Source organism: Flavobacteriales bacterium (assembly GCA_025210805.1).
In the GTDB taxonomy this organism is placed as follows: domain Bacteria; phylum Bacteroidota; class Bacteroidia; order Flavobacteriales; family CAJXXR01; genus JAOAQX01.
On record JAOAQX010000026.1, the window covers coordinates 1 to 26,800 of the forward strand.

The 26,800-nt window shown below is 34.9% G+C and carries 23 protein-coding genes; 11 read left to right on the forward strand and 12 right to left on the reverse strand.

Annotation, left to right across the window (positions count from 1 at the left end):
• From N4A45_09710 to pyrF, 8 genes are all read left to right on the forward strand, one after another.
• Nucleotides 1-1,793: hypothetical protein (locus N4A45_09710; protein MCT4665495.1), on the forward strand; the 1,793-nt coding region annotated here is incomplete at its 5' end.
• A gap of 39 nt (nt 1,794-1,832) precedes the next feature.
• Nucleotides 1,833-2,219 (forward strand): hypothetical protein, encoded by a 387-nt coding sequence (locus N4A45_09715; GenBank protein MCT4665496.1) that lies wholly within the window; start codon nt 1,833-1,835, stop codon nt 2,217-2,219.
• 23 nt (nt 2,220-2,242) lie between these two features.
• Nucleotides 2,243-4,213 carry a hypothetical protein gene (locus N4A45_09720; protein MCT4665497.1) on the forward strand — a complete coding sequence of 657 codons (1,971 nt, stop codon included), beginning with the start codon at nt 2,243-2,245 and terminating at the stop codon, nt 4,211-4,213.
• A 6-nt stretch (nt 4,214-4,219) separates the two neighbouring features.
• Entirely contained in the window at nt 4,220-5,803 is a 1,584-nt protein-coding gene (locus N4A45_09725; protein ID MCT4665498.1) for a hypothetical protein, read from the forward strand.
• On the forward strand, nt 5,800-6,468 hold the full coding sequence (locus tag N4A45_09730) for a hypothetical protein (protein ID MCT4665499.1): 669 nt from the start codon (nt 5,800-5,802) through the stop codon (nt 6,466-6,468). The genes N4A45_09725 and N4A45_09730 overlap by 4 nt, the downstream gene beginning before the upstream one ends.
• An 88-nt stretch (nt 6,469-6,556) precedes the next feature.
• Nucleotides 6,557-7,723, forward strand: a complete 1,167-nt coding sequence (locus N4A45_09735) for an AIR synthase-related protein (GenBank protein ID MCT4665500.1) — start codon at nt 6,557-6,559, stop codon at nt 7,721-7,723.
• 9 nt (nt 7,724-7,732) lie between these two features.
• Nucleotides 7,733-8,806 (forward strand): peptide chain release factor 1, encoded by a 1,074-nt coding sequence (gene prfA, locus N4A45_09740; GenBank protein ID MCT4665501.1) that lies wholly within the window; start codon nt 7,733-7,735, stop codon nt 8,804-8,806.
• Entirely contained in the window at nt 8,799-9,617 is an 819-nt protein-coding gene (pyrF, locus tag N4A45_09745; protein ID MCT4665502.1) for an orotidine-5'-phosphate decarboxylase, read from the forward strand. Before prfA ends, pyrF begins: the two co-directional genes overlap by 8 nt.
• A gap of 321 nt (nt 9,618-9,938) precedes the next feature.
• Here the strand turns inward: pyrF and N4A45_09750 are convergent, their stop codons facing one another.
• Nucleotides 9,939-10,715, reverse strand: coding sequence for a DUF3667 domain-containing protein (locus N4A45_09750; protein MCT4665503.1), 777 nt, complete (start codon nt 10,713-10,715; stop codon nt 9,939-9,941).
• Between the two features lie 705 nt (nt 10,716-11,420).
• Between N4A45_09750 and N4A45_09755 the strand changes: the two genes are divergently transcribed.
• Nucleotides 11,421-12,527, forward strand: coding sequence for a Fic family protein (locus N4A45_09755; GenBank protein ID MCT4665504.1), 1,107 nt, complete (start codon nt 11,421-11,423; stop codon nt 12,525-12,527).
• A 515-nt stretch (nt 12,528-13,042) separates the two neighbouring features.
• Here the strand turns inward: N4A45_09755 and N4A45_09760 are convergent.
• From N4A45_09760 to N4A45_09810, 11 genes are all read right to left on the reverse strand, one after another.
• Nucleotides 13,043-13,828 carry a DUF3667 domain-containing protein gene (locus tag N4A45_09760; GenBank protein ID MCT4665505.1) on the reverse strand — a complete coding sequence of 262 codons (786 nt, stop codon included), beginning with the start codon at nt 13,826-13,828 and terminating at the stop codon, nt 13,043-13,045.
• Between the two features lie 154 nt (nt 13,829-13,982).
• Nucleotides 13,983-14,549, reverse strand: a complete 567-nt coding sequence (locus tag N4A45_09765; GenBank protein MCT4665506.1) for an SRPBCC domain-containing protein — start codon at nt 14,547-14,549, stop codon at nt 13,983-13,985.
• Nucleotides 14,550-14,656: 107 nt separating this feature from the next.
• Nucleotides 14,657-15,253 carry a YdeI/OmpD-associated family protein gene (locus N4A45_09770; protein MCT4665507.1) on the reverse strand — a complete coding sequence of 199 codons (597 nt, stop codon included), beginning with the start codon at nt 15,251-15,253 and terminating at the stop codon, nt 14,657-14,659.
• A 98-nt stretch (nt 15,254-15,351) separates the two neighbouring features.
• The gene (locus tag N4A45_09775) at nt 15,352-15,543 is read right to left on the reverse strand and encodes a cold-shock protein (protein MCT4665508.1); all 192 of its coding nucleotides are present in this window, start codon (nt 15,541-15,543) and stop codon (nt 15,352-15,354) included.
• A 269-nt stretch (nt 15,544-15,812) separates the two neighbouring features.
• Nucleotides 15,813-18,008, reverse strand: a complete 2,196-nt coding sequence (locus N4A45_09780; GenBank protein ID MCT4665509.1) for a radical SAM protein — start codon at nt 18,006-18,008, stop codon at nt 15,813-15,815.
• 307 nt (nt 18,009-18,315) lie between these two features.
• On the reverse strand, nt 18,316-19,269 hold the full coding sequence (locus N4A45_09785) for an acetyl-CoA carboxylase carboxyltransferase subunit alpha (GenBank protein MCT4665510.1): 954 nt from the start codon (nt 19,267-19,269) through the stop codon (nt 18,316-18,318).
• Between the two features lie 162 nt (nt 19,270-19,431).
• On the reverse strand, nt 19,432-20,415 hold the full coding sequence (gene fbp / locus N4A45_09790; GenBank protein ID MCT4665511.1) for a class 1 fructose-bisphosphatase: 984 nt from the start codon (nt 20,413-20,415) through the stop codon (nt 19,432-19,434).
• A gap of 11 nt (nt 20,416-20,426) precedes the next feature.
• Nucleotides 20,427-22,115, reverse strand: coding sequence for a Na+ dependent nucleoside transporter (locus N4A45_09795; protein MCT4665512.1), 1,689 nt, complete (start codon nt 22,113-22,115; stop codon nt 20,427-20,429).
• Between the two features lie 9 nt (nt 22,116-22,124).
• Entirely contained in the window at nt 22,125-22,733 is a 609-nt protein-coding gene (locus N4A45_09800; protein ID MCT4665513.1) for a bifunctional nuclease family protein, read from the reverse strand.
• A 62-nt stretch (nt 22,734-22,795) separates the two neighbouring features.
• Nucleotides 22,796-23,755 (reverse strand): electron transfer flavoprotein subunit alpha/FixB family protein, encoded by a 960-nt coding sequence (locus N4A45_09805; GenBank protein MCT4665514.1) that lies wholly within the window; start codon nt 23,753-23,755, stop codon nt 22,796-22,798.
• 24 nt (nt 23,756-23,779) lie between these two features.
• Nucleotides 23,780-24,523 carry an electron transfer flavoprotein subunit beta/FixA family protein gene (locus N4A45_09810; protein MCT4665515.1) on the reverse strand — a complete coding sequence of 248 codons (744 nt, stop codon included), beginning with the start codon at nt 24,521-24,523 and terminating at the stop codon, nt 23,780-23,782.
• 660 nt (nt 24,524-25,183) lie between these two features.
• Between N4A45_09810 and N4A45_09815 the strand changes: the two genes are divergently transcribed.
• Together N4A45_09815 and N4A45_09820 are read left to right on the forward strand one after the other, a co-directional pair.
• Nucleotides 25,184-26,320 carry a hypothetical protein gene (locus N4A45_09815; protein ID MCT4665516.1) on the forward strand — a complete coding sequence of 379 codons (1,137 nt, stop codon included), beginning with the start codon at nt 25,184-25,186 and terminating at the stop codon, nt 26,318-26,320.
• Nucleotides 26,321-26,623: 303 nt separating this feature from the next.
• A complete protein-coding gene (locus N4A45_09820; GenBank protein ID MCT4665517.1) occupies nt 26,624-26,788 on the forward strand; it encodes a hypothetical protein in 165 nt (54 codons plus the stop codon).
• Nucleotides 26,789-26,800 lie beyond the last annotated feature (12 nt).

The following is a 26,800-nucleotide window of genomic DNA, read 5'->3' on the forward strand; positions in this document are numbered from 1 at the left end:
ACAATGCTGTGGGTACTCCACAACTGAAAGATGTTTCGGTAAGTGCTTCGAAAATTCAAGAAGATGCGGTTACTAGAGATCATATTAATCCAAATGTAGCGGGTGCGGGTCTTACTCAAGATGCAAACGGTGCGCTTATTGTTAATCCGGATGCAATATCGGGTGCAGGTAACTTAACTTCTACGGACATCACCGTTACAGGTGGTGATACTGCCCTACTTCACGATGTTTCTTTGGCCTTAGCCAATAACTCGGTAAACTCAGATGAAATTGCAGATAATGCAGTAAAAACTTCGGAGATTAACAATGGAGCGGTGACTGCTGATAAGATTGCAAACAATGCGGTTACTACTACGAAGATTATTAACAATGCAGTTACCACTGATAAGATTAACAATGGGGCGATAACAACTACAAAAATTGCCGACAACGCGGTTACTACTGCAAAGATTGCTAATAATGCAGTAACTACAGATAAGATTGCAACAGGAACGGCTAATAGTTTCTTAACTACCGATGGAAGTGGAAACCCTCAATGGTCTCTAACTTCAAGTATCGACAATTCAAATGATGCTTTTGTCAATAACTCTGCCAATAACCGTGTGGAATTAGGAACTCAAGCAGACGGAACCACCGCACGAGCGGCAGGTACAGAATTTGTTATTCAAAATAACGGAAGAGTCGGAATTGGAGAAACCACCCCGCAGGCACTCTTACAAATAGGGAATGATTTCCCTTCAAATGGAACTTCTTTAAAAGTAAATGGAAGCAATGTTGAAGGAGTTCTCGCTTCATATAATGGTGGTATTGAAGTTTTTAAAGGTAATGCAAACAATGCTAGTATATTCTTTGGAGAGAATAGTAGTTTCTCTGGTTATTCTGAAATACGATTTAAACATGAAGCTGATGATAAACATTACCTACAATTAGGAACTTTCAATACCAATTTCTTTGAATCTTCAACAATTAGAATTGGAAGCAGAAAACCAGGAGCTGGAAACACCTCAAACATTGAATTCAAAACCATAGAACAAAATGGTGCTATTTCTAAAATGGTAATGGATGGAACTGTTTTTTATCCAAACAATAGCATGTTCCTAGGAAGACCAGCAAATCATTGGACATCTACTTACACAGACGATATATTTATAACACCTATTGATAGCTCTGCTGCTGCTAACAAAGTATTAGTGTCGCTTAGTGCTATTGGTAATGCAACATGGTCAAAATTAGATTCAGCATATATTGATGATCTCTCTATTTCACACCAAAATCTAGCTCCTGGAACTGCAGATGGTCAAACATTAAAATGGAATGCTATAGACTCAGCATGGGAACTGAGCACTCCATTTAGCCAGACCTTAGCTGAAGTTTATAATACTACAGGAACACAAATTTTGGATGAAGGAACTTTTACAGATATCACTTTTGGAACCGACGGAATTGTGGATGGTGATTATACTACTGCGGCAACTTCTATTACTGTATCAAATGCAGGACGCTATGAAATTACTTATCGGGTATCGACTACATCAGAGGACAATGCACGAACAGGTGCGGAGTTCTATTTAGATATCAATGGAACAGAATCTCCAGGTTCTCGTTCTTATACCTACAGCAGAAATAATTTGGTAGGAAATAACTCAGCAACCGTTACCAAGATTGTACAGCTAGCGGCAAGTGCAGTGATCAGAATTAAAGGGCAAGTATATGCCTCTAACCAAAACGGGACATCAGCACAAATCAAAATGGCTGCAAATGGTTCTTCACTTATTGTGAAAAGAATTAAATAAAGTTTTATGAATGCACAAAAATCAAACACAAACAACAACATGATACGATATATCATGTTGTTGTTTACTCTACTTTTTATAGAAAATCAAGCGAATGCTCAAATTAGCTTGCCTGCCAATACCAATATTTCAACATACAATACGGCAAGTGAAGGGGATTATTACCAAGTTACGGGGAATCCAGAACTTTATATTGGGATGCAAAATGGTTCTCTTAAAATAGTTTCAGATTTTCAACCAAAAAAAGTTGAGAATGAATTATTTTTTGAAGACAACAGCTTTTATTATGTTTCTATGAGAATCAACACGAATGACTTCAAAGTCATTCGTTATAACAAAACAGACCTCAATGATGAGCAAGAAGCATCTGGAACAGCCACTCAACCCAATACATTGGCTTTAGTTCAAGGATTAACGTATAACTAATTTTTTTTCAGACACGCGCCGCCATGAAGTATCTTTTCCTTCTTATTAGTTCCTTGGTATTAACCGATGTATTATCCCAAGTAAATCTCGAAACTGTTTCAAATAACATTACGAAACAAGGTTCTGTATATACTGTTCAAAACGGTACTGTGAATGTTAATCAAGCGATTAACCCTGTTGAAGAAGGGATCATTATTATCCGCAATAGTGGACGACTACGATTTCGTCCAAATGCCGATATTACTTTGGGGAAAATAAAAAGAGAAAATGGGCAAATTGTTCGTGGTATTGATGGCAAACCTATTGTTGAAAAAAGAGTCATAATAATAGAAGAAAGCAATGCAGGAACATGGGGAGCTGATAACTACAACAACAGTACAGGTAATCGATTTAACTCGGGAGCTACAGTAAATTTAGAAGGAGTTACATGGATTCAGGCAACAAGTGGAACAAGTCATTTTGATATACGCTCGGGGGCGAATGTTCATTTTAGAAATTGCGAAATTATTCTTAAAGGTTCAACAAACTTTCCACACTTTGCCAGTACCAACGTTACCATAGATGGATTAATTATGGACAATAGATCTAATGCAACAGCTTTGGAATTTGCTCAAGGTGGCGTACCCAGCTCCATTAAGAACTTAGAACTTATTGATAATAATTCAGGTAGTACCACTAGGCATTTTGTTTTCGTAAGTACGCCTGCAGGAACCTATGAAGTAGAAAATCTTCAAGCGCGTAATATTGTTATTTGGAATGCTTCTTCTAACCGAATTATTCATCTCATCAACCCTTTATCTAATATGCAAAAAGCTCAGCAAACGGGTGGAAAGCTGAGTATATTTAGAGATTTATCAGTTTCAGCCATAGATCAAAGTGGAGCAGCTTTAGCTAATATCAAACTAAAAATCCGTAGGAAAAATAGTTCTTTAGCCTATGATCAAGAATTTTCTTTAGACAACATTGGTCAACACAAAGAACGATTATTACAATACGATATTAATCACGGTTCTTTTTCTAGAACAAATCATAATCAATATGATATTCAACTACTCAGTTATAACAAAAATATTTATTATAATGACTTCACTTTGGACTTAGTAGCGAATCTTAATGGAGAAAATAAAATTGAGAATGTCATGTTAATTGACGATCCCAATATTTCGAAAAACATTACCGATGCTGGAAATATATCAGGAATTAGTGTATCACACAATGCAAACAATACTGGAGGAACGATAAATATAACAGATAGCATCAGTTTATGCGACCTCTACGACTTTCTAAAGCTAGATAAAGTAGTTACCAATGAATTTGAACCTTCACCTTCTACACTGGTAGCAACACCATTGGGTAAAACCATCAATCTTGGAGATTACAATATCACCTTTGGAAATAATGGAAAACTCACAAGTTGTGATAAATTTAGTGAACTAACCACCAACGGTACCACTACCCTACCTAACCCAAGTTCCAATATCGAAATTTCCCTTACCGACAATAACTCTACATACAAACTCATCAAGTTAGAAGGACTTAGCAATGCTAATATTCAAATCCTTGATAATAATAGTAATACTACTCTAACAACAACGACAAATACTTCTGGAATTTTTTCATTTGTAACACAAAATAATTCAGACTCTTTAAGTATTTTCATCACAAGAAACGGATATACTAGTTGGGCTTCAACTTTAGATTTAACCGCTAGCAGTTTCTTTAACTATATTGTTAATCAAGCACCATTAGGGGGAAATATTGGAAATCCTGCAACAGTTGAAAATCAAACTGAAATGATTTATCTGATCCAAAAAAACATACAAAAATCTCAAGGAATACTCAATGGTGTAAATGGAACAAATGCAACTTTAAATATTTCAACAATTAATCAAACAAATAACAACGCAGCAACTCAAGAAAAACAAGAAGAGATTTTAAATAGCATCAAGACAGTACTGCTCAAAACAACAGCAATTAAACAACAATTAGAATAAGCAGATATGAAAAATTTCATCATCCTAATTATCTTTACACTTTACTCATCTTTGGCATTTGCGCAAATCGAACTACCAGCAGGTACCAACACGAATACATATTCCAATGCATCTGATGGAGAAATTTATAAAGACGAAAACAATCAATACTATATTGGACTTTCGGATGGTAAGCTCATGTCTATTGGAGATGGGCAACCACAAACTTCAGATTGGACGCATACAGGAAATGCGAATACAACAAACAATAGCTTCCTTGGAACATCCAACGATAGAAAAATGACCTTAAAATCTAACAATATAAGCGTTTTGGAATTCGGGAGACGCCAAACTTTGGGACTTGTTCAAAACATTCCTGATTACTCCAATAACAACCAATACCTAACACATCTATTGGGGCAAGGAGGTATTTCGGCTTTACAATTTCAAGCAAATGGTGCAGATCTCTATAAACCTATGTTTTTTTCTTCAACCAATGGGAGCTTTCGCTTAAAAGGATCGGCAGGTCGAACTGATTTATTTGAAATAGGTTCTGCAGGACCCGATAATGGAGGGCGTTTAGAATTTATCGTTGGTGATGATGGTGACGAACCCATTATATTTAAACGATATGATCATCGAAATAGTAAATCATATAGAGAGTTATTTCGTGTACAGGGTCATGCAAATTCTGCCGATGCTAAAACACGTTTTGGAATCAATATCAATACAGGAAAAATATCTCTCGATCCCAATTTTTCTCACAATTATAATGGAACAATTCCTGCAGGAACCCAAAACGCAATAACATTAAGAAAACCCAATTCTACCCTTGAAGTAGGTGGTTCTTTTGCCACTGCAATTACAGAAACTACAGGAACTATTACTCTTTCAGAGGATCATCACACAGTTATTATTGGTGGAAATCACACCATCAACCTTCCCACAGGAAGTACCTTAAAGGGACGAATCTATATTATCAAAAACCCCAATAGTTTTGCTACAGTGGTCAATAGCTATAAAGGGATGAATGGAACGACTACCATTAACACAATTAACCCCAATACCGTACTTTGGGTTCAACACGATGGCTCTGACTGGCAACAAATAAGTGGGGGAAGTAATCCTAATGGGATCGATAATAACTCAGGGGATATTAAACATGCTGAGTATAGTTTTACTGGAACAATCAATGTCAATACCTCAACCCTTACTTTTAAAAACTTTTTTGCAACAGAAATATCCAATGATGGTGCGGTAAGTCGTCCATCAAGTAATGAAATAGAAATAGAGGAAACAGGGCTCTATATCATTAGTTTTAATTCTGCACTTATTCTTGGAAACAATATTAATTATGTAGGATCTAAGTTTATTCTTTACAAAAACGGAAGTGTACTAACCAACGCCAGTATGGAAGCACAAAACGCTTGGGTAAGAGGTAGAGGAAACAGTAATGATGAAACCTCTATTCACTTTACGACAACCTTAAAGCTTAATGACAATGACAAACTCAGAATAGCAACAATTAGGGAAAACACTGTGGAATCTGGGAGTCTTAATGCTCAAGGAAATAGAACATCTCTAACCATCACAAAACTTAAATCTCTATGATAAAATACTCCATACTAAACTTTTTTCTTATTTTTTCGACATTAGTATGCGAAGCTCAAATAGCACTACCAGCTGGTACTAATATCGAAATGTACAATTCTGCTTCAGAAGGAGATTTCTACATAGACAATGATAGTAATTTCTATATCGGACTCAGTAATGGAGGTTTAAAAATAATTCCTAAAGAAGACTCAGAATCACTACCCACTGGAACGCCTACTATTCCTTTTGAAAACCCCGTGATATGGTTAAGCTCCACTTCTGTCCCTGTAACTTCTAGCTCCTATGAAACAATTAAATCTTTCACCCTCAAAGGTGATATTTTGCAAGACAAAAACGCCGTGAGAATTACTTGTTGGAGAAGGCGTCAAGGTGGGAATATGCAAATAAATTTCCGATATGGTGGACAATCATTCTTCACTTCTGGAAGCCTTGGAAACAACTCTGCTCGTATGGAGTTTATTATATTCTCAAACGGAAATGCGAACTCCCAAAGAGCTTATATGGACGATGCGAACACAGGTGGCAATGGTCAAAGAACTGGAACATTAAGCATTAATTCAGCGGTTGACCAAACTGTAGAAATTCGTGCCAGAAGAGCTAGTGGAAGTGGAACTGCTGGTTTTATAGATTTTTGTTCCTCAGAAGCCCTTATTTATGAATAAGAACTTTAGATCATCTCATGGTCTGATTTCTTAGAAGCCCACCCCCTCATCTAATAGGATTCACGTATATTTGCAAAAATTTCTATCCATGAGTGACCAAAGATATATGCAAAGAGGTGTTTCCGCCTCCAAAGAAGATGTGCACAATGCCATAAAAAACATTGACAAAGGGTTGTATCCAAAAGCTTTTTGTAAAATCGTACCAGACTACCTCACAGGAAGTCAAGATCACTGTATAGTAATGCATGCCGATGGTGCAGGTACCAAGTCTTCTTTGGCTTATATGTATTGGAAAGAAACAGGTGATTTGAGTGTTTGGAAAGGTATTGCTCAAGATGCTTTGATTATGAATATCGATGACCTTTTGTGTGTGGGAGCGACAGGACCTATTCTACTCTCTTCTACCATCGGAAGAAACAAAAACTTGATTCCTGGTGAAGTGCTTTCAGCAATCATCAATGGTACAGAAGAACTCCTTGAAGATCTTCGAAATCATGGAATCGAAATTTATTCTACAGGTGGAGAAACTGCCGATGTGGGTGATTTGGTAAGAACTATTATTGTTGATTCTACCGTTACGGCAAGAATGGAACGCAAGAATGTAATTGACAATGCCAATATCCAAGCAGGTGATGTTATTGTGGGCTTAGCATCTTTTGGGCAAGCAAATTATGAAAAAGAATACAACGGAGGAATGGGATCCAATGGACTTACCTCTGCACGTCATGATGTATTCGAAAAATATTTAGCCGAAAAATACCCAGAAAGTTTTGATCACGATGTACCAAATGATTTGGTTTATTCGGGGAGCAAAAAACTTACCGATACTGTAGAAAACGCACCTTTGGATGCCGGAAAAATGGTTCTTTCCCCTACTCGAACGTATGCGCCCGTGATTAAAGCCATTTTAGATAAAATGAGTGATCAGGTTCACGGAATGGTTCATTGTTCTGGGGGAGCTCAAACCAAAATATTGCATTTTGTAGAAAATTTACATATCGTAAAAAATAACCTCTTCCCTACTCCACCACTTTTTGAAATGATCCAAAAAGAATCGGGTACAGACTGGAAAGAAATGTACAAAGTGTTTAATATGGGACACCGCATGGAAGTATATCTACCAAAAGACGCAGCCCAAGAACTTATCGAAATTTCAAAATCTTTTGGAATTGATGCACAAATTGTTGGGTATTGTGAGGCTTCCGAAGGAAAATCATTAAAAATAGAATCTGCTCACGGAGTATTTGATTATTAAAAAAAGACTATGCTAGATAAATTAGAGAAAATACACCAACGCTTCATCGAAGTTTCTGATCAGATTGTAGATCCGAATATCATTTCGGACATGAAACGCTATGTGGCGCTAAACAAAGAATATAAAGATCTTCAAAAAATAGAAGATGCTTATCAAGAATACAAGCTCTTGGTTTCCAATATAGCAGAATCGAAAGATATTTTGGCAAACGAAACAGATCCTGAAATGAAGGAAATGGCGAAAATGGAACTCGACGAAGCACTCCCAAGAAAGGAAGAGATGGATGAAGAAATCAAATGGCTTCTGATTCCAAAAGATCCTGAGGATGCTAAAAATGCTCAAGTAGAAATCCGTGCAGGTACGGGTGGAGATGAAGCCTCTATTTTTGCTGGAGACCTTTTCCGTATGTACACAAAATATTGCGAAGGAAGAGGATGGAAAATTTCAGTTTCCGATTTTACAGAAGGTACTGCAGGAGGATATAAAGAAGTTATTTTTGACGTAAGCGGACAAGATGTGTATGGAACCATGAAATATGAATCGGGAGTTCACCGTGTTCAGCGTGTTCCACAAACGGAAACTCAAGGACGTGTTCACACTTCTGCTGCCACCGTTATTGTGCTTCCAGAAGCCGAAGAATTTGATATCGATATCAAAGAATCTGATCTTCGTGTAGATTCTTTCTGTTCGTCTGGTCCTGGAGGTCAGTCTGTAAATACCACTTATTCTGCCATCAGAATTACCCACGTTCCTACAGGAGTTGTGGCTCAGTGTCAGGATCAAAAATCGAAACTAAAAAACTACGATAAAGCCCTTAAAGTACTGAGAAATCGTATCTACGAAATGGAACTTCAGAAAAAGCTTGAAGCCGAAGCTGAACATCGTAAATCTTTAGTTTCTTCGGGTGACCGTTCGGCAAAAATTAGAACCTATAACTACCCACAAAGTAGAATTACAGACCACCGAATAGGACTTACACTTTATAGTCTAAATGACTTTATTAATGGAGATATCCAAAAAGTAATCGACGAGCTAACACTAGTAGAAAATACCGAAAGATTAAAAGAAGGTTCTGATGAATAAACAAGAGATTGTTGACCAAATAAAAAAGAAAAAATCCTTCCTTTGTGTAGGTTTAGATACCGATATAAACCGAATCCCAAAGCATCTTTTAGAAACAGAAGACCCTGTTTTTGAATTTAATAAACAGATTATAGATGCAACTAAGGATTTTTGTGTTGCCTATAAACCCAATATTGCTTTTTATGAAGCTATGGGACCTAAAGGATGGGAAAGCCTGAGAAAAACCTTGGAATATATTCCAAAAGATATTTTCACCATTGCCGATGCCAAGCGTGGAGATATCGGAAATACTTCAAAGATGTATGCCCAGTGTTTTTTTGAGCAATATCAATTCGACTCGGTAACCGTTGCACCCTATATGGGAAAAGACAGCGTGGAACCATTCTTGGATTTTGATGGAAAATGGGTAATTCTACTGGCACTTACCTCTAACCAAGGTGGCCTGGAAATGCAAACGGAAAAACTGGCATCAGGGAAACCTATTTATCAAATGACTTTGGAAAAATCCCAAAACTGGGAAAATGCCGATCGATTAATGTATGTGGTAGGTGCCACCAGAGCAGAAATGCTTACAGATATTCGAAAGACCATCCCAGATGCCTTTCTACTCGTTCCAGGAGTGGGAGCACAAGGAGGAAGCCTTACCGAAGTTGCCAAATACGGCTGGAACAAAGATTGTGGATTGCTCATCAATTCTTCCCGAGGGATTATCTATAAATCCGATGGAGAAGATTTTGCAGAAAAAGCCCAAGAAGAAGCTCAAAAACTCCAACAACAAATGGAGAAAATTATTATAGAAAAAGGATTGTAGTTTACAATCCTTTTTTTTATTCATCCGATTCAAAAGAAAATATACACTTCTCCCCTTTGAAGAGCTTGTCCCAATTTTTCGGGAGGATAAGGGAGATATTCCATCTTGTTTCATAATCGAATATCATTTTTATAGTTTCTTTTTCGAAGGTGTTTACTTTGGTAACATCCCTTCAAAGTCAGCTTATAACTGTGAGGCAATTAACAACATAAATGGTATAATATTTTAGTTTCCTTATTTCGAGATGGTTTCAATGTGGAATATCTCTTCCTCCCCCTTAAATAGCTGTCAATTAGTCTAGAGGACTGATTCTTTAATACTTCACTTGACTACTAAATCATAAAGGAATAACACCGCTCCAGCAGCTAACCCTAAAACTATTATAATCCCTAAAAAAACTAATAAAGCTTTTACATTTGCCCAAATGATTGCCCAGAACTTTAATTTATACATTCTTATAAATAGATAATTCAAAAACACTAAAGTAAAAACAGTGCTAATAAGGCTAAAACTAAAGACTTGAAAATTGAAAATCAGTAAAAATATAGTTTGCAAAACTAAACCTAAATACCCTACAAAAGACTGAATATAGGATTGATACACTATATGTTCTGCAAAATTATCTTTCCTCTTTTTGAAAATAATATAAGATATCAATGCCATGATTGGAATAGACCCGATAATGATGAAGTTGTAGTTATCATACATTCCTGATGTCCAAGTTTGTGCATCGACCACCAAAGGATCGGTAGTTTTTGGGTTAATGTTAATATTAGAAGTCTCAACACTTTTTTCCATTACATTTGTAAACTTCAAAAACAATAGAGAGATAGAGATATAAACCATCAAAAAAGAAAATGGCTGATAATACTGTTTTCTTGCTCCTGATGTATAAGCTCTACAGACCTTATCTGGTGCAATAACTAAGTGTTTCAAGGTTTTCCAAAAATAATTTTCCCAACTAAAAAATGGTCCAATAAATTCAAACCAAATACTCTTTAAAGTGAGACGGGAATCAACAACTTTTCCTCCACAATTTGAACAGAAATTAGCATTTTTTGGCAATACTACCGCACAAGATTTACATGCAACATTCATAAATCATTATAAATTTTAAGGTTATACAAAATGGATTCAGATATCATCGTCCATATATTATTACTTATTCACACTTCAAAAAATTAAAGTATGTATTACATCTCTCAAACGAGATGCATTCAAATATTTTTAATGCTCCAAAAATAGCAACCTCAGGATAATTATTCAAAAAAATACGATTACTGATCATAAAATCTATTTAAAAAGCAAATTATAGAACAAAATTGAACCGAATAGATTAATCAGCCAACATACAGAAGAAGTGTATTATCTTTCCATTGAAAACTTATTACTTAACACACTTTTTTGGATGGTATCATATTCCATCCTGCTTGATTATCGAATAACTAATGTTCTCTTTTTTCGAAATTGTTTCGACGCAGAACATTCCCCCTTCTCCTCCCTTTCAAAATCTTTAAAAGGAGACTTTCCCATCAGGATATAATACCATTTATGGTGTTAATTTACACATAGGTATTATGCCGATACATTGCTAAAAGCCAATTATGAACGCAGTGAAATTAGTGGGTAATTTTAGCAAGTAATCGGCATAAAAACCTAAAAAACAATATCATAAATTTATTTTGAGCCGAATAAAATTTTATTCGGCTCAAAATAATTCGTATATTTGAGCCGAATACATAAGTTAATCGGCTCATAAAAACCACACAATATGAGCCGAATACAAACCCTAATCGGCTCATCATGTATAATTGGCAACAAAAAGATTGGAAAAATTTTCAATACAATTTGACAGAAATTGAGGATCTATTACTCGTTTATCAAGAGCAAATAGGAACCCTTAAAGGAACTGTGCATGTCTTATCCGAAAAACAAAAAATAGAAACACTGGTGGACATGCTCGTGACAGAAGCGATCAAAAACACCGAAATTGAGGGGGAATTTGTGAGTCGTGAAGATGTGATGTCTTCTATCAAAAATAATTTGGGTATTTACCCAAAGGTAAAAAATATCAAAGATTTGCGTGCCAAAGGAATGGCTACCGTTGTTACCGAAGTACACAAGGGATATCAGAAAAAACTCACCGAAAAAGATTTATTTAACTGGCATAAGCTTCTTTTTCCTTATCCTACAAAGCTAAATATCGGTACTTGGCGAAGTCATGAAAACCCCATGCAAATTATTTCGGGAAGCTACGGGAAAGAAAAAATCCACTTTGAAGCTCCTCCTTCTCAACAAGTTCCAGAAGAAATGAAGGATTTCATTCATTGGTTTAATGACACTGCACCCAAAGGTGAAAATACGATTAAATACGCTCCCATCCGTTCGGCTTTGTCTCATTTGTACTTTGAAAGCATTCACCCTTTTGAAGATGGAAATGGACGAATAGGGCGTGCCATTGCCGAAAAATCCCTTTTACAAACTATTGGTTCCCCTATTCTTATTAGCCTTTCTGCGAGTATAGAATCTGATCGAAAAGCCTATTATCTTGCTCTAAAAAAAGCCCAAAAAAGTAATCAAATAACCGATTGGCTCAAGTATTTTATTGGTGTTATTATAGATGCCCAAAAAAAATCGGAGGAATTGATTCATTTTACTTTAAAGAAAGCCAAATTATTTGATCGTCACCAAGAATCATTCAATACTCGACAAACCAAAATACTCAAGAAAATGCTCGAAAAAGGTCCCGAAGGTTTTGAAGGAGGAATGAGTGCAAAAAAATATATGAAGATAACCAAAACCTCAAAAGCTACGGCGACACGAGATATCCAACAACTGGTAAAACTGGGCATTTTTGTGGCTCAAGGTGGTGGACGAAGCACTTCTTATTCGCTTCATTTGTCTTTTTAGGTAAAAGAGATGGTTATATTCTCGACACAATCCTGTCAGTTCGAGTGAATTTTCTGGAGAGAAACGTAAGAAAATTTTTATCGAGAACTTTTTTGATTATCGGATGCTATTCTCGATACAATTTTTGATTCCATTGCATTTCATCAAAAAACCACTCGAATTGACAAAAGTGATACAATTTTTGATTCCTGTCAGTTCGAGTGAATTTTCTGGAGAGAAACGTAAGAAAATTTTTATCGAGAACTTTTTTGGTGATCGGATGCTATTCTCGATACAATTTCTGATTCCATTGCAATTCATCAAAAACCACTCGAATTGACAAAAGTGATACAATTTTTGACTCCACTACTTTTCATCAAAAACCACTCGGATTGACAAAACGATACAATCTTTGATTCCTGTCAGTTCGAGTGAATTTTCTGGAGAGAAACGTAAGAAAATTTTTATCGAGAACCCACTGCTTTTCATCAAAAACCACTCGGATTGACAAAACGAGACAATTAGTAACCGCGGTATTACTGAGCTAAATTTACAGCCACGAAAATACCAATAGCTAAAGCTGATAAAATAAAAACAATTCCAAAAGCAAAAAGAGCTTTTAAATTTATCAAAACACCTTTCCAAAAACCGTAACGATAAAGTTTATAGAAAGCATAATTATAATAAAACAAAGAAATACAAGTACTTAAAACACCTATAACCACGATGTTGACTCCCAATAAGTTCATAAACAAAATTTGTATTAGAATCCCCACATAGCCTACGAATGCCTGAATATAAGACTGATAAACAATATGTTCTGCTAAATTGTTTTTATACTTTTTGAATATCCAATAAGAAATTAGCCCCAAAATAGGAATCATCCCAATAATGATGAAATTGTAATAGCCATAGAAAATATCTGCAAAATTTTTAGCAAACTCTTGTGATGCTTGTAGAGATTCTTCTGATCTATTTGGGTTATTTATTTTTATTCCTCTATTAAAAGATTTTTCCAATAAAACAGGATTAAACTTGAGCATCAACAAGGAAATCGTAGTGTAAACAATTAGAAATGGAAAAGGACGGAAGAACTTTCTACGGGCACCTTCTATATAAGCATTTAATACCCATTCTGGCTTCAATATCAAACTTTTAATTGTCTTCCAAAAATTATTTTCCCAACTAAAAAAAGGACCTACAAATTCTTTCCAAATACCACCTAAGGTTAAGCGTTCATTAACAATTTTTCCGCCGCAATTTGCACAAAATTTAGCTTGAGGCATTAAAGCTGCATGGCAAGATTTACAATAATCACCCATTTTTTCTATAGTTTTTTTATAAAAATAACAAATTTATAATGGCTAGAATATCGCTCGACAATATTTTGCAGAATATTAACAAAGTAGATTCACAAAAAAAGAGTTGAAAATTTTCTCTTCAACTCTTTGTAATCACACGAATACTAAAATAGTATTAATCTTCAACTTCTTTTTTTAACTGACTGTTAAATAAATTATACCCTTCTTGTGTTTGAGCTGATAAAGCAGGTAAAGGAAATTGAGGGTTTTCTCCTGTAAATTCGTCCGTTTGTATAAAGCGTGTCTGACAATCAGATATTGCTTCTAGTTTAAATAGATGATTATCTGTTATTTGTGGAGCAAATGCAATTGGGTCTGCCCATCCAAATTCTTCACCATCTACAAAATGCAAAGCATGTGGAAAATGTAATGTATCGGTTCCAAGTAGATAATGAGCTACAATTTGGCCTTCGTCTCGAATATCTCCTGTAAGACCAATAAATGATGTACTCCAATCACCCATTTTCTCCCAATTTGTTAGCACATTCCATACTTCTTCTTTTGGTGCATTTATCACGATATCCGTATAAATGTAAAAAGTACTAGAATCCGCATTGGTGGTAATATTAGAATTTACTACTGTCAAACTTTGATCAGGTGAACAGATTTTATCTTCGCTACATGAACTTACAAATAGACCAAAAACGAAAAGAATACCCAAATGAATTTTTGTGAATTGCATAAAATTTTGTTTAAAATTAATACACAAAATTAGACAGTTACTTTTGTTCAATTCGTATACAAATTTCAGTTATGTGTACACTTTTTATAGATGATTTATCCAAAATATTAAGAACGATATTGATCATTTAAACTGAGGCCTTGTTTGATCATTGGAATAATTTTTAAGATCCTTTTTTCTTTAGTTGCTGCTCTTTTTGCCTCTTGAATATATTTACAATATTCTCTTTTTTTCCCTGGAGTTAAAGCATCAAATTGGTCTTTGAGTTCAAAATCTTCATCGAAAACCTGTTGTAACTCTTCAGGAATTTCTATTGGCTTTGTGTTTGTTCTTTTTTTGTGTTTTTTCCCTTCTAGTTCATTGGCAATAGCTTCTTGAACATATTTTAAAAACAAAGCAGTATCCAGAGTATCTTCATACTCCATTCGCCATTGTCTAAGAGCAATCGTTTTATTCTCTTGGGCATTAATTAGTACGTTTTCTTGATCTGCTAAAAAAACACCTTGATGAAACCATACTGCCAAATAATTCTTAAATCCTGCAATTCCTACTACATTTCCTTTACCGATAACATAGCAAGGAACGCCCCATTTGACTGTTTCTTCCAGTTCTGTATCCAATAAAATTTGTCTTATTTGTGAAAAAAGCTTGATTCCTTTTTCTTGAGAGTCGTAAAAATCTTGAGCAGTTTTGTATTTTTTCATAAATCAAAAATAGTAAAATTCATATAAAATATTGCAAAAAAAAAGCCCATCCAAACTCTGGACGGGCTCTATTCAATAAAAATAAAAAAGATCTATGATTAAATCACTTTCACGTTTACTGCATTCGGTCCTTTACGACCTTCTTCGACGTCAAAGCTTACTTTGTCACCTTCTTGAATTTCATCAATAAGTCCATTGATGTGCACGAATACATCTTTACCACCATTCTCTGGCTTGATGAATCCAAATCCTTTCGAATTATCGAAGAATTTTACTGTTCCTGTTTCCATAAAAAAATAATTTGTGCCAAATGTATAGCATTTTTTTACATTAGAGGTCTTATTCTATAAAAGCTTTTCAATTATTTGCAAAAAAACATCATTTTTACTGATTATGTGCTAAAATCAATCACATTTTCTCACTACATCACAATTGATTTCCAGTAATGTATCGAGATATCTTTTATTGAAAGATTAATACCAGAAATAGTATTATTTACCTTACAAATATTGAATTGTATAGTGTATAGAAGCCATCAAACTAAAAATTTTATTACCATCTACAGAACAAGTAGACCACAAGATCTCAATTTGTTTACAGATTTAGAATACCACATCATTTCGAAATCTTGATTGGGTAAGTCAAATGAGCTTTTTAACTGAGAAAATGTTGTTTTCTTTTCGTTTTGAGGACTTAAATCAGAGAGTTTTGCCACCCACCACACTCCTATTTCCTTGTCGAAAGAAATAGAAACCTTACCATTAGGTAGATAAAAATGAAGCTGAATACTTTCAAAGACGTTCCCTTTTTTCTTTTTAGAATGATGGGATACAAAAGGAATTTGCCCTATCCAAATTACTTTTTGGGTGGGCTTTATGACATGAAAAGTTTCTTTTTCTAAATACGATTCTATTAATTGGGGTGCAATGGTGGTTTGTGGAATTGGAAAATCAAACCATTCTTGAATTGGGAAATCAAAACCTACTCCATGCATATAATTATAAATAGATTTTTTGAGTCCAAAACTAAACTTGGAATGATCTATTCTTGTAGAATCCTCAAATTGAACATCATTATCGGCAAAAAGAATTTCTTCTTTCTTTGGAAGGATTCCATATTCTTCGGGAGTTTTCCCTATGGGCGAGTGACTTGTTAATGCAAACTGATGCCAAAAACCAGACTGAATAATGCCCAGTTCAAAAATTTGCCGAACGAGCTCTAAGCTATCAATAGTTTCTTGTTCTGTTTGGCTAGGGTAGCCATACATTAAATAAGAATGCACCATTATTCCTGCTTTTGTAAAAGCTTGGGTTACTTGAGCTACTTGCTCTACGGTTACCCCTTTATTAATCAGTTTTAATAATCTATCAGAAGCCACTTCCAAACCTCCTGAAACGGCAATACAACCTGAAGCCGCAAGAAGCGTACAAAGGTCTTGGCTAAAACTTTTTTCAAATCGGATATTGGTCCACCATGTAACTTGCAACCTTCTTTTGAGTATTTCTAATGCCAACTCTCGCATAAGAATTGGTGGTGCCGCTTCATCTACAAAATGAAAACCTGTATTTTGAGTTTGCGCTACTAATTCTTCCATTCTATCTACCAAAATTTTTGCTTTCAGCGGATAATATGTTTTGATATAGTCTAAGGATGTATCACAAAATGTGCATTTTGCCCAATAACAACCATGTGCCATGGTCAGCTTATTCCATACCCCATCACTCCATAAACTGTGCATTGGGTTTGCCACTTCTATTACAGAAATATATTGATCCAAGGGTAAATCTGTATAATCGGGTGTACCCGTTTCAGACATCCGATAATCCTTTTGTTCAGATTTATTACAATAAACTACTTTTCCGTTTTCTTCATAAAAAGTTCTTTTAAAAGGAAAATTGCTTTTCTTCTTCTCACTTTTTACAAATTGATAAAGAAGCTCTACAGGTAATTCCCCATCATCCAGTGTGATAAAATCTACAAAATCAAACACTCTAGTGTCTTTTAGACTCCTGAGTTCTGTATTAGGAAATCCTCCCCCGATAGAAATAACCATATTTGGGTATTTCTTTTTAGCATAAGCTCCAAAACGCAAAGCAAGGATTAAATTCCCAGGAAAAGGGATAGAGATGGTGAGTAATTTGGGTTGATGCTTTTGAATTGCTTCTTCCAAAAGGTCTATAGAAATTTGCTCAACGAAACTAAGATCAGATTGCAAAAATTGATAAATTTCATCAAAAGAATTGGCACTCAAACCCAGCTTTTCTGCATAACGACTAAATCCAAAATTTGGATCTATGCATTCTACAATAAAATCGGATAAATCTTCAAGATACAAAGTAGCCAAATGCTTTGCTCGATCTTGAATTCCCATATTTCCAAAACTCCAATCTAAATCTTCAAGTTGATCAAATCGAGAAGCCTTAGGTAAATAATTTAATTGGCAAATTTTTCTGGCTATAGCCGAGTTTTTCCCTTGCAAAAAGGATATAACAGCATCAATACTTTGTAGATATTGTTCTTTCTGAAAAAAAATTCTCTGGGCATTTTCGGAAAAATCCTCAAAATTATACTCAGCTATTTCAAAAATTTCAGTCAAATATTGTGCTGAAAAAAGCCGCAATATTGTCTCTATTCCCAAATCCATCTGGCGAGAATCTATGCCTTTGGTATTCAAAAAGCCTTTTAAATAAGCAGTTGCAGGATAGGGCGTATTCAGCTGGGTAAAAGGTGGAGTTATTAGAAGTATCTCTGCCATTTATGAAGATTTTATACCATTTATGGTGTTATACCGTTTAGGGTGTTTATTACTCACTGCTATAATGCCCCTTTGAAAGGGGCGAGGGGAATGCTACACAAAGTAAAAACCCCTGAAAAGAAACAAAAAATTTGAATTACAGAGCATATCCCGAAATTTCTAAAGAAACTATACCAGTATGTAAATAAACAATATAATAGATCAAAAAAACTAAAAAACCCCTTTTAAATAAAGGGGCTTATATTGTTCATTCTTTACTGTAAAAGAAGGATTTTTTATTCCAAGAAATTAACTTTTTACAAGTTAATTATTCTTGTACCACTCCCATATCACAGAATTTTTCAATTCTTTGATTGACTAAATTGCTGATCTCTATTTTAGAAAGATTATCAATTTCACCAATAAGGTAATTTTTCACTGTTTCGAAAGTAGTCTCGTAATCATAGTGTGCTCCACCTTGTGGTTCTGGTAATACGTGATCTACTAGATTATTGTTTGACATGTCTGTAGAAGTCAATTTTAATGCTTCGGCAGCTTGTTCTTTAAAATCCCAAGAACGCCAAAGAATGGTAGAACAGTTTTCAGGAGAAATTACAGAATACCAAGAGTTTTCTAGCATTACTACTTTATCTCCTACACCTATTCCCAAGGCTCCACCTGAGGCTCCTTCTCCAATAATCACACAGATAATAGGTACACGAAGTTTTGCCATTTCGTAGATATTTCGGGCAATGGCTTCTCCTTGTCCTCTTTCCTCTGCTTCAAGACCTGGATAAGCTCCTGGAGTATCAATCAAACAAACAACGGGTCTATTAAATTTCTCCGCCATTTTCATCAAACGCAAAGCTTTTCTATACCCTTCAGGATTTGCCATTCCGAAATTACGATACTGGCGCATTTTGGTATTTTTCCCTTTTTGCTGACCAATAAACATCACGGGTTTTCCGTCTAAGGTTCCCCATCCTCCTACCATGGCTTTATCATCCTTTACGGTTCTATCCCCATGGAGTTCTATAAAATCTCCACCTGTTAAGGCTTCAATATAATCTAAAGTATAAGGTCTTTTTGGGTGTCTAGAAATCTGTACTCGTTGCCAAGCTGAAAGATTTCCATATATATCTTTTTTTACTTCCTCCAATTTAGCTTGGAGATTCGTAATTGTATCATCTACATCAACACCTGCATCAGAACCAATTTTTTTGGCATTTTCCAATTGCTCTTCCAATTCCAAAATTGGTTTTTCAAAGTCTAAACGCTCCATATATCGCAGTATTTATTTTTTCAGAATGCTAAGTTAAAAAATTTCGTTGAACAATAAGGAAAGTATTGTTTCAAGGAAGATATAAGAAATGGTTATTTTTACTTATAATTCCTTACTTTTCTAAATAAAATTCAACTTTTAACTCACCTAAATTAAGAGATCCTATAAAAAAGTTAAAAGTTTATCTACTTTATTGGCTGAACCTACAATGAAAGGTATTCTCTGGTGAAGTTCTGTGGGTTGAATATCCATTACAGATTGTTCTCCATCTGAAGACTTCCCTCCTGCTTGTTCTGCAATCATCGCAATAGGATTACATTCATATATAAGTCTTAGTTTTCCTTTTGGCGATGTTTTTGTTCCTGGGTAGATAAAGATTCCTCCTTTGAGCATATTTCTATGAAAGTCTGCTACTAAAGAACCTATAAATCGTCCTGTATGAGATCTTTTTCCATCTTCTTGTAGTTCCTTACAATAGTTAATATAATTAAGATACCCTTTATCATACAAATGGAAATTCCCTTCGTTGATTGAGTAAATTCCTCCTTCTTTCGCTATTTTTATATCTGGGTGAGAAAGAACAAAAACTCCAATGGTAGAATCTAAAGTAAATCCGTTTACTCCATGCCCTGTGGTATAAACCATCATGGTAGAAGAACCGTAAATCACATAACCTGCACAAACTTGTTCTTTCCCTGGTCTTAAAAATTCTTCTGTGGTTGCAAGTCCTGTTCTTGTTCGTTTATAGATAGAAAAAATAGTTCCCACTGGAATATTTACATCAATGTTAGAAGAACCATCTAAAGGATCGAAAGCAATGATATATTTGGCATCTTTTCGATCTTCAAAAGCGATAATATCATCTTGTTCTTCGCTCGCTACTGCGGCTATTTGACCTCCCAAGTGCATTGAACGAATAAATTGATTATCTGCATAAACATCTAGTTTTTGCTGTTCTTCTCCTTGCACATTGGTGTTTCCTACTGCTCCAAGAAGCTCTGTAAGCCCTGCCATATTTATTTCACGATGAATGATTTTTCCTGCAAGTGCAATATCATTCATAATTCTAGAAAAAGAACCCGAAGCATTTTGATGTTCTTTTTGTCTGCTAAGAATAAAATCTGTTAGGGTTGTTATATTCTTCATAATCTATTTTTTTATATGATCATTCCAATAATGGCCGCCGTGAATAAACAGGCAAAAGTACCACCTATTAAGGCATAAACTCCCAATTTGGATAAAGTTGTTTTTTGATTTGGTGCCAATACACTGATTCCTCCTATTTGGATTCCGATAGAGGCAATATTTGAAAATCCACAGAGAATATAAGTAGCAATAATGATGGATCTTTCATAAGTAAAAACTCCTGCATCTTTCATTTCTCCCAGTGTTTTGTAGGCATAAAATTCGTTTAGAATGGTTTTTTCTCCCAAAAGCTGTCCTACCATAACGATATCTTCAGAAGGTACTCCTACCATCCAAGCAATGGGTGCTCCGATATATCCTACCAAAAATTGAAAACTAAAAACGTTATATTGAGTATTGGTGGCAATAACTTCGTTTAGCCCTGTTTTTGCTCCTATAATATCTCCTAGTAAATAATTCCCCATGGCTATAAGAGCGGTAAAAACAAGCAACATCGCTCCTACATTTACTGCAAGTTTTACTCCGTCGGTAGTACCATTACTAATGGCTTCTAAGGCATTACTTCCTATTTTTTCTTGAGAAACTTTAAGTTCCTTGTCAAATTCTTCTGTTTCTGGAACTATAATTTTTGCGGCAACAATGGCTGCTGGAGCAGACATTACTGAGGCTGCCAAAAGGTGTTTTGCAAAAAACACTTGCATTTCAAGGTCTGTTCCTCCTAAAAACCCGATATAGGCTGCCAAAACTCCTCCTGCTAAGGTTGCCATTCCTCCAGTCATGAGGCTCATAATTTCAGATTTTGTCATCCCTGCAATAAAGGGTTTTACTAAAAATGGTGATTCTGTTTGACCCAAAAAGATATTTCCTGCTGCCGAGAGGCTTTCTGCACCCGAGAGACCGAGTGTTTTTTTCATTGCCCAAGCAAGGAGATAAACTATTTTTTGGAGTATTCCCATATAATAAAGTAAGGAGGTAAGGGCAGAGAAGAATATGATTGTTGGAAGTACTTTTACTGCAAAATTCACCAGTCCGTTATCTAGTTGTCCATCTACCCATGAGTTAAACAAGAAGCCTACTCCAGCATTGGTAAAATTAATAACCTCAACAAAAAACTTACTCACTGTATCAAAAACATGGGCTACAAAGCCAACTTTTAAGACCAAAAAGGCTATTATTATTTGTAAAACAATTCCTTTTCCTACTAATGCCCAATCAATACTTTTACGGTCTCTACTGAGTAAAAAAGCAAAGAAAACGATCATTAAGATTCCCAAAATTCCTTTTCCAATTTTTGAAAAAATCCCTCGATTTTCTTCCAAAATAGAAATAGGAGTCTTGATAGATGCAAATCTAAAAGTGGTATTTCCTTCTTGAAGATTCAACATTTTATTTTTTATAGAATACTGATAGATTCTTGTGGTATCATTGGGTTGCGAATAGTGGAAAATCAATCTGTTTCCATCGATATGATAATCGCCCTTGGCATGTAGATCTTTGGACGCCAAAGCATATTCAAAAAAATTGTTTTTAAAAACCAAAGAATCTTTTAAACTCACATTAGACAGTGATTTTCCTTCTTGGTTTTTGATCGATTCAAATCTCCATCGACCTTCTATTTGAGCAGTTGCTGAAAAAGAAAGAGTAAAAAAGCTTAGAAAAAGTAATAAAAGGGAGACTTTTTTTAAGTCAAAATTTTTCATTGGGTGGATTTAGTTGTTTCTTTTATTGATGAGGTCACGGAGTTTCGCTGCCGTTTCAAAATCCTCATCTTCTATGGCTTTTTGGAGTGCAATTTCCAATAATTCCTGCTCCATATTCTCCATATTTACCTCTTGTTCTGGAGCTTCATCAAAAAGTCCTTCTATATGAATTTCGATAATTTCTTCTTCCTCCTCTTCTTCCTCTTCATCTAAGAAAATGGTGGTTTGGTTGAGAATTTCATCAAAAGTATAAATGGGTGCGTTCACACGAATGGCAATAGCAACGGCATCGGAAGTTCTACACTCTAATTCCTGTTTTTCTCCGTCTTTTACTAAAATAAGCTTGGAATAGAACAGATTATCCTGATAAGCAAAGATAATGGCTTCCTCTACCTCTATTTTGTACATTTCCAATAGGTTTGCCATCAAATCATGTGTTAAAGGTCTTGGTAACATGATTTCTTTTTCCATGGCTATGGAAATGGATTGTGCTTCAAAAGGACCTACCACTATTGGGAGGTTTCTTTCGCCATCTACTTCTTTTAGGATTAAGGCAAAAGCTCCGTTTTGTGATTGGCTATACTGAATAGCACTTATATTTAAAGGAATTTTTTTCATTCTAATAAAAATAAAAATTCCTGCCGAGAAAACAGCAGGAATTTTCTTTTATTTTCAAAAAACTAAGCTTTTGCCTTAAATTTCTTTATGGCTTCTGTTAGCTTTGGAAGAACTTCGAAAGCATCTCCTACGATTCCGTAATCTGCAGCTTTAAAGAAAGGTGCTTCGGCATCGGTGTTGATTACCACAATATTTTTTGAAGAAGAAACTCCAGCAAGGTGTTGAATCGCTCCAGAAATTCCTGCAGCGATATACAACTCAGGGTTGATTGCCAATCCTGTTTGTCCTACGTGCTCATGGTGAGGTCTCCAACCAAGGTCTGCCACGGGCTTAGAACAAGCGGTTCCTGCTCCAAGTTCTTGTGCCAATTCTTCAATTAAGTGCCAATTTTCGGCTCCTTTTAATCCTCTTCCTCCAGATACTACAAGCTCTGCTTCTGGCAATGGAATTGATCCTGTAGCTTTATCTACAGACACAATTTCCATCATTTTTCCTTCTGCCGAAAGGCTCATTTCTTCTACTGAAGTATCAACGGTATTTTCTGTGATTCCTACATTGTTTGGAGCTAGTGTAAGAACCGTTTTAGCTGTCTCTGAAGTGTATTCTACAAGAGCTTTATTTGAAAAAGCTTTTCTTTGCACGGTCAATGGAGATACGCTTGAAGGAACTTCAATTGCATTGGTAATAATACTTGCTTCTAAACCAACTGCAATAGTTGGAGCGAGCATTTTTCCGTTATTGGTTCCAGAAATCACTACGATATCCGAAGTATTTGTATTGGCAATATTTTCTATAGCCTTTGCAAAAGATCCGTTCTCGAAAGTCTCGAACCCTCCTTTGATATGAACCACTTTGTTGGCTCCATATTTTCCTAATACTTCTACGGCTTCTTTTGTGTCGAAAACGACTGCTATACAATCTACACCTTTATTTTGGGCAATTTGAGAAGCATAGCTTACTGATTCAAAGGAAGATTTTTTAAAGTTTCCTTCCCAGTTTTCTACATATACTAATACAGACATATTTTTACTTTTATAAAGGGTTGATTAAAGAACTTTTGCTTCAGAATGGAGTAATTCTACAAGTGTATCCATATCATTAGCATCAATCATTTTACAAGCTGCTTTTCCTGCTGGCTTTTCAAACTTATTGATTGCTACTTTGGTTTCATTGTTTCCTTCTATTACTGCCAACTGCTTTTTTCTAGCCATCATGATTCCTCTCATTGAAGGAATTCTCAAGTCCTTTTCTTCTACAAGTCCTTTTTGACCTCCCAATACCACTGGTAATTTAGCTTTTACAGTTTCTTTTCCTCCGTCTATTTCTCTCAACAATTCTGCCGAGTCTCCATCTACAGAAAGACCTACACAAGCATTTACAAATGGCATATTTGACATCGCTGCTACCATTCCTGGAACAATTCCTCCATTGTAATCAATAGATTCTCTTCCCATAAACACAATATCATAAGACTCACCAGAAAGATAGTCTGAAATTGATTTGGCAACTGAAGCTCCGTCTTTAGCTTCTGCATTTATTCTTACGGCGCTATCGGCACCTATTGCTAAAGCTTTTCTCAAAGTAGGTTCTGTGGTAGCATCTCCTACATGAAGTACGGTTACGCTTCCTCCTTTCTCTTCTTTGAGCATTAAAGCTCTTGTTAGTGAAAACTCATCATAAGGATTGATTACATAAGTCAACCCATTGGCATCAAGTGATTGGTTATCACCTGTGAAATTAATTTTTGATGTCGTATCAGGAACATGACTGATACATACTAATATTTTCATCTGCTAATGTTTTTGTTAGTTATTGTCAGATGGAATTCACTAAGTTTTTCTTGGGTTTTAGACCCAAAGTATTCCTTAGCTCATTTCATATCGCAATGTACTTTTGTTATGATTCAAAAACTCCGCTTTGGAGCAATTCCACAAAAGTAATCATTTTTGACATCTTATACCATTTCTAAGTTAATTTATCCATAGGTATAATACCTACACATTGTTAAAGCTCAATTATGAACACAGTGCTATAAGTGAGTAATTTTAGCAAGTAACTGGTATTACCATAGTAAATACACTATCGTTTGACGTTTAAAGGTTTAATGATATGGCTTTATGTCGTGTTTGGAGGGTACAACGAAAAATTAGGCTATTGCATTTTTTAGCTTAGACAACAAAATTATTCATTTGTCGTTGTAATTAACAGTCCTTTAATTATAGAGGAGGGTAATTGAAAATATTTGTTTTATACAAAAAATCAAAACTAAATTTTGAAAAAAACATAATGCATAATACCGATTATTTGCTAATGTGACTCACTTATTTCACTTCATTCGTAACTGATATTAACAACGTATCGACATTGTACAGTGGGTAAATTAATACCACAAATGGTAGATGACGAAATAAGGATAGGCTTTCGCTAAAAATTAATTAAAAAAAATTAAAATGAAATTTTGGACAATATTTCTTTTTGTATTTCAATTGACTTTTGGGCAAGACAGTATCACCTTCTTAAACAAAATCCCTCTGCTGAAAAATGGGTTCTATTTGCACGATGAGCACCATTTTCAAAACTCAGCAAGGCTAATTGATAGCGAACTTCTGAAGTTTTATGTACTTCATAGGAACGTAAAAAATGTGTTTATTGAGATGGGGCATAGTACCGCTTATCTTATGAACCAATATCTGGAATCTGGTGAAAACAAATGGTTGTGTAGGTTACTACATGCCAAAGTGGGTGAGAATTTTGTACACTTTGTCAAAGAGGCAAGAAAACTAAACCTACAAAAAAAGTTTAAATTTTATGGATTAGATGTTTATTCCTTTCATTCGGACTGGAATTATACCATAGATCATATCCTGAATAAATATGTGGATTCCCTTCCAGAATTCACATATTTCACCAAAGAAATCAAACCGATGATAGTGTACTATGAATCACTTAACTTAAACAATTTCAAAACTTTAGAAGATAGTATTGTTAGTCCAAACAAATGTTATAGTTTACACGAAAGATTTAATGTTTTTTTTAACCAAAAGAAGAAATACTTAAAAAATAAAATGAATGAACAAGACTTCAAAACCATTGAGTATATATTGTTTTCAGAGGTGGCAAGAAGCCTTGAAGAGGAAAGGACTTTAGAAACAAATAATCAATGGCTAGATAATGTTCATTATGCAATGGAGAATTTAATACAAAACAATGATAATTGTTTCGCGCAAGTAGGTCAAGCACATACAATGAATTATCAGGGAAGTTTTTCAAGAATATTAAATGATCTAGATTCGTCGTTTTTTAAGAATAATGTTTTTTTGTGCCACTCGGATTATGTAAATTCTTATCAAAGGATGTATAATGAGCCGTCTGATTATAAAACTACCAACAACTTTACCCACCAATACAAGAAATACAAAATAGAGAGAAAATTTCGGAGATTTCATAAAAAAGCTAAGACAAACTCGAAGTACGAGTTTATCCCAATTGGGAGATACAAAAGATTTAAGCATGCAGGTATTTTGTTAATACGATATGACACCCCAGCTGATTCAAGACTAAAATTCTGTGGTGATGGTGGATGGTAGAATGAAACAAACTATTCGATTAAAAAAACATAAATAAATTATAGTTATTTATTCAGCTAACAAAATTAACCATTCATCTAAAAATCAAAACTTTTAACACAAAAATTTGGTTATTCCTTTTTCTTTTTTTCAATTTAGACAATGTAAATATTTATTTGTCGTTTGTAAATTTCTGTCAATCAATTTTAGCGGATTGAAAAAGGAAAATTTGTCGTTGGATCTTTATACGATAGTAGGGAAATATTGTAAATCATTATTATGAACAAATAATCAAAATCAAAACTGAACTTTGAAACAAACAAAATGCATACATTGAGCAATAGCGAAATGGAAAATGTAAAAGGAGGAGCGTATTTGTCAATCGGATGTAGTAGAAAAAACTCATGCCGTAGAGCTCATAGAAAAGGTTATTGTAACAGAGCAGGTGTAATTAGAGCACCAAAAGGTGCTTGTACTGGAACAATGTAAATCTTTCAAAAT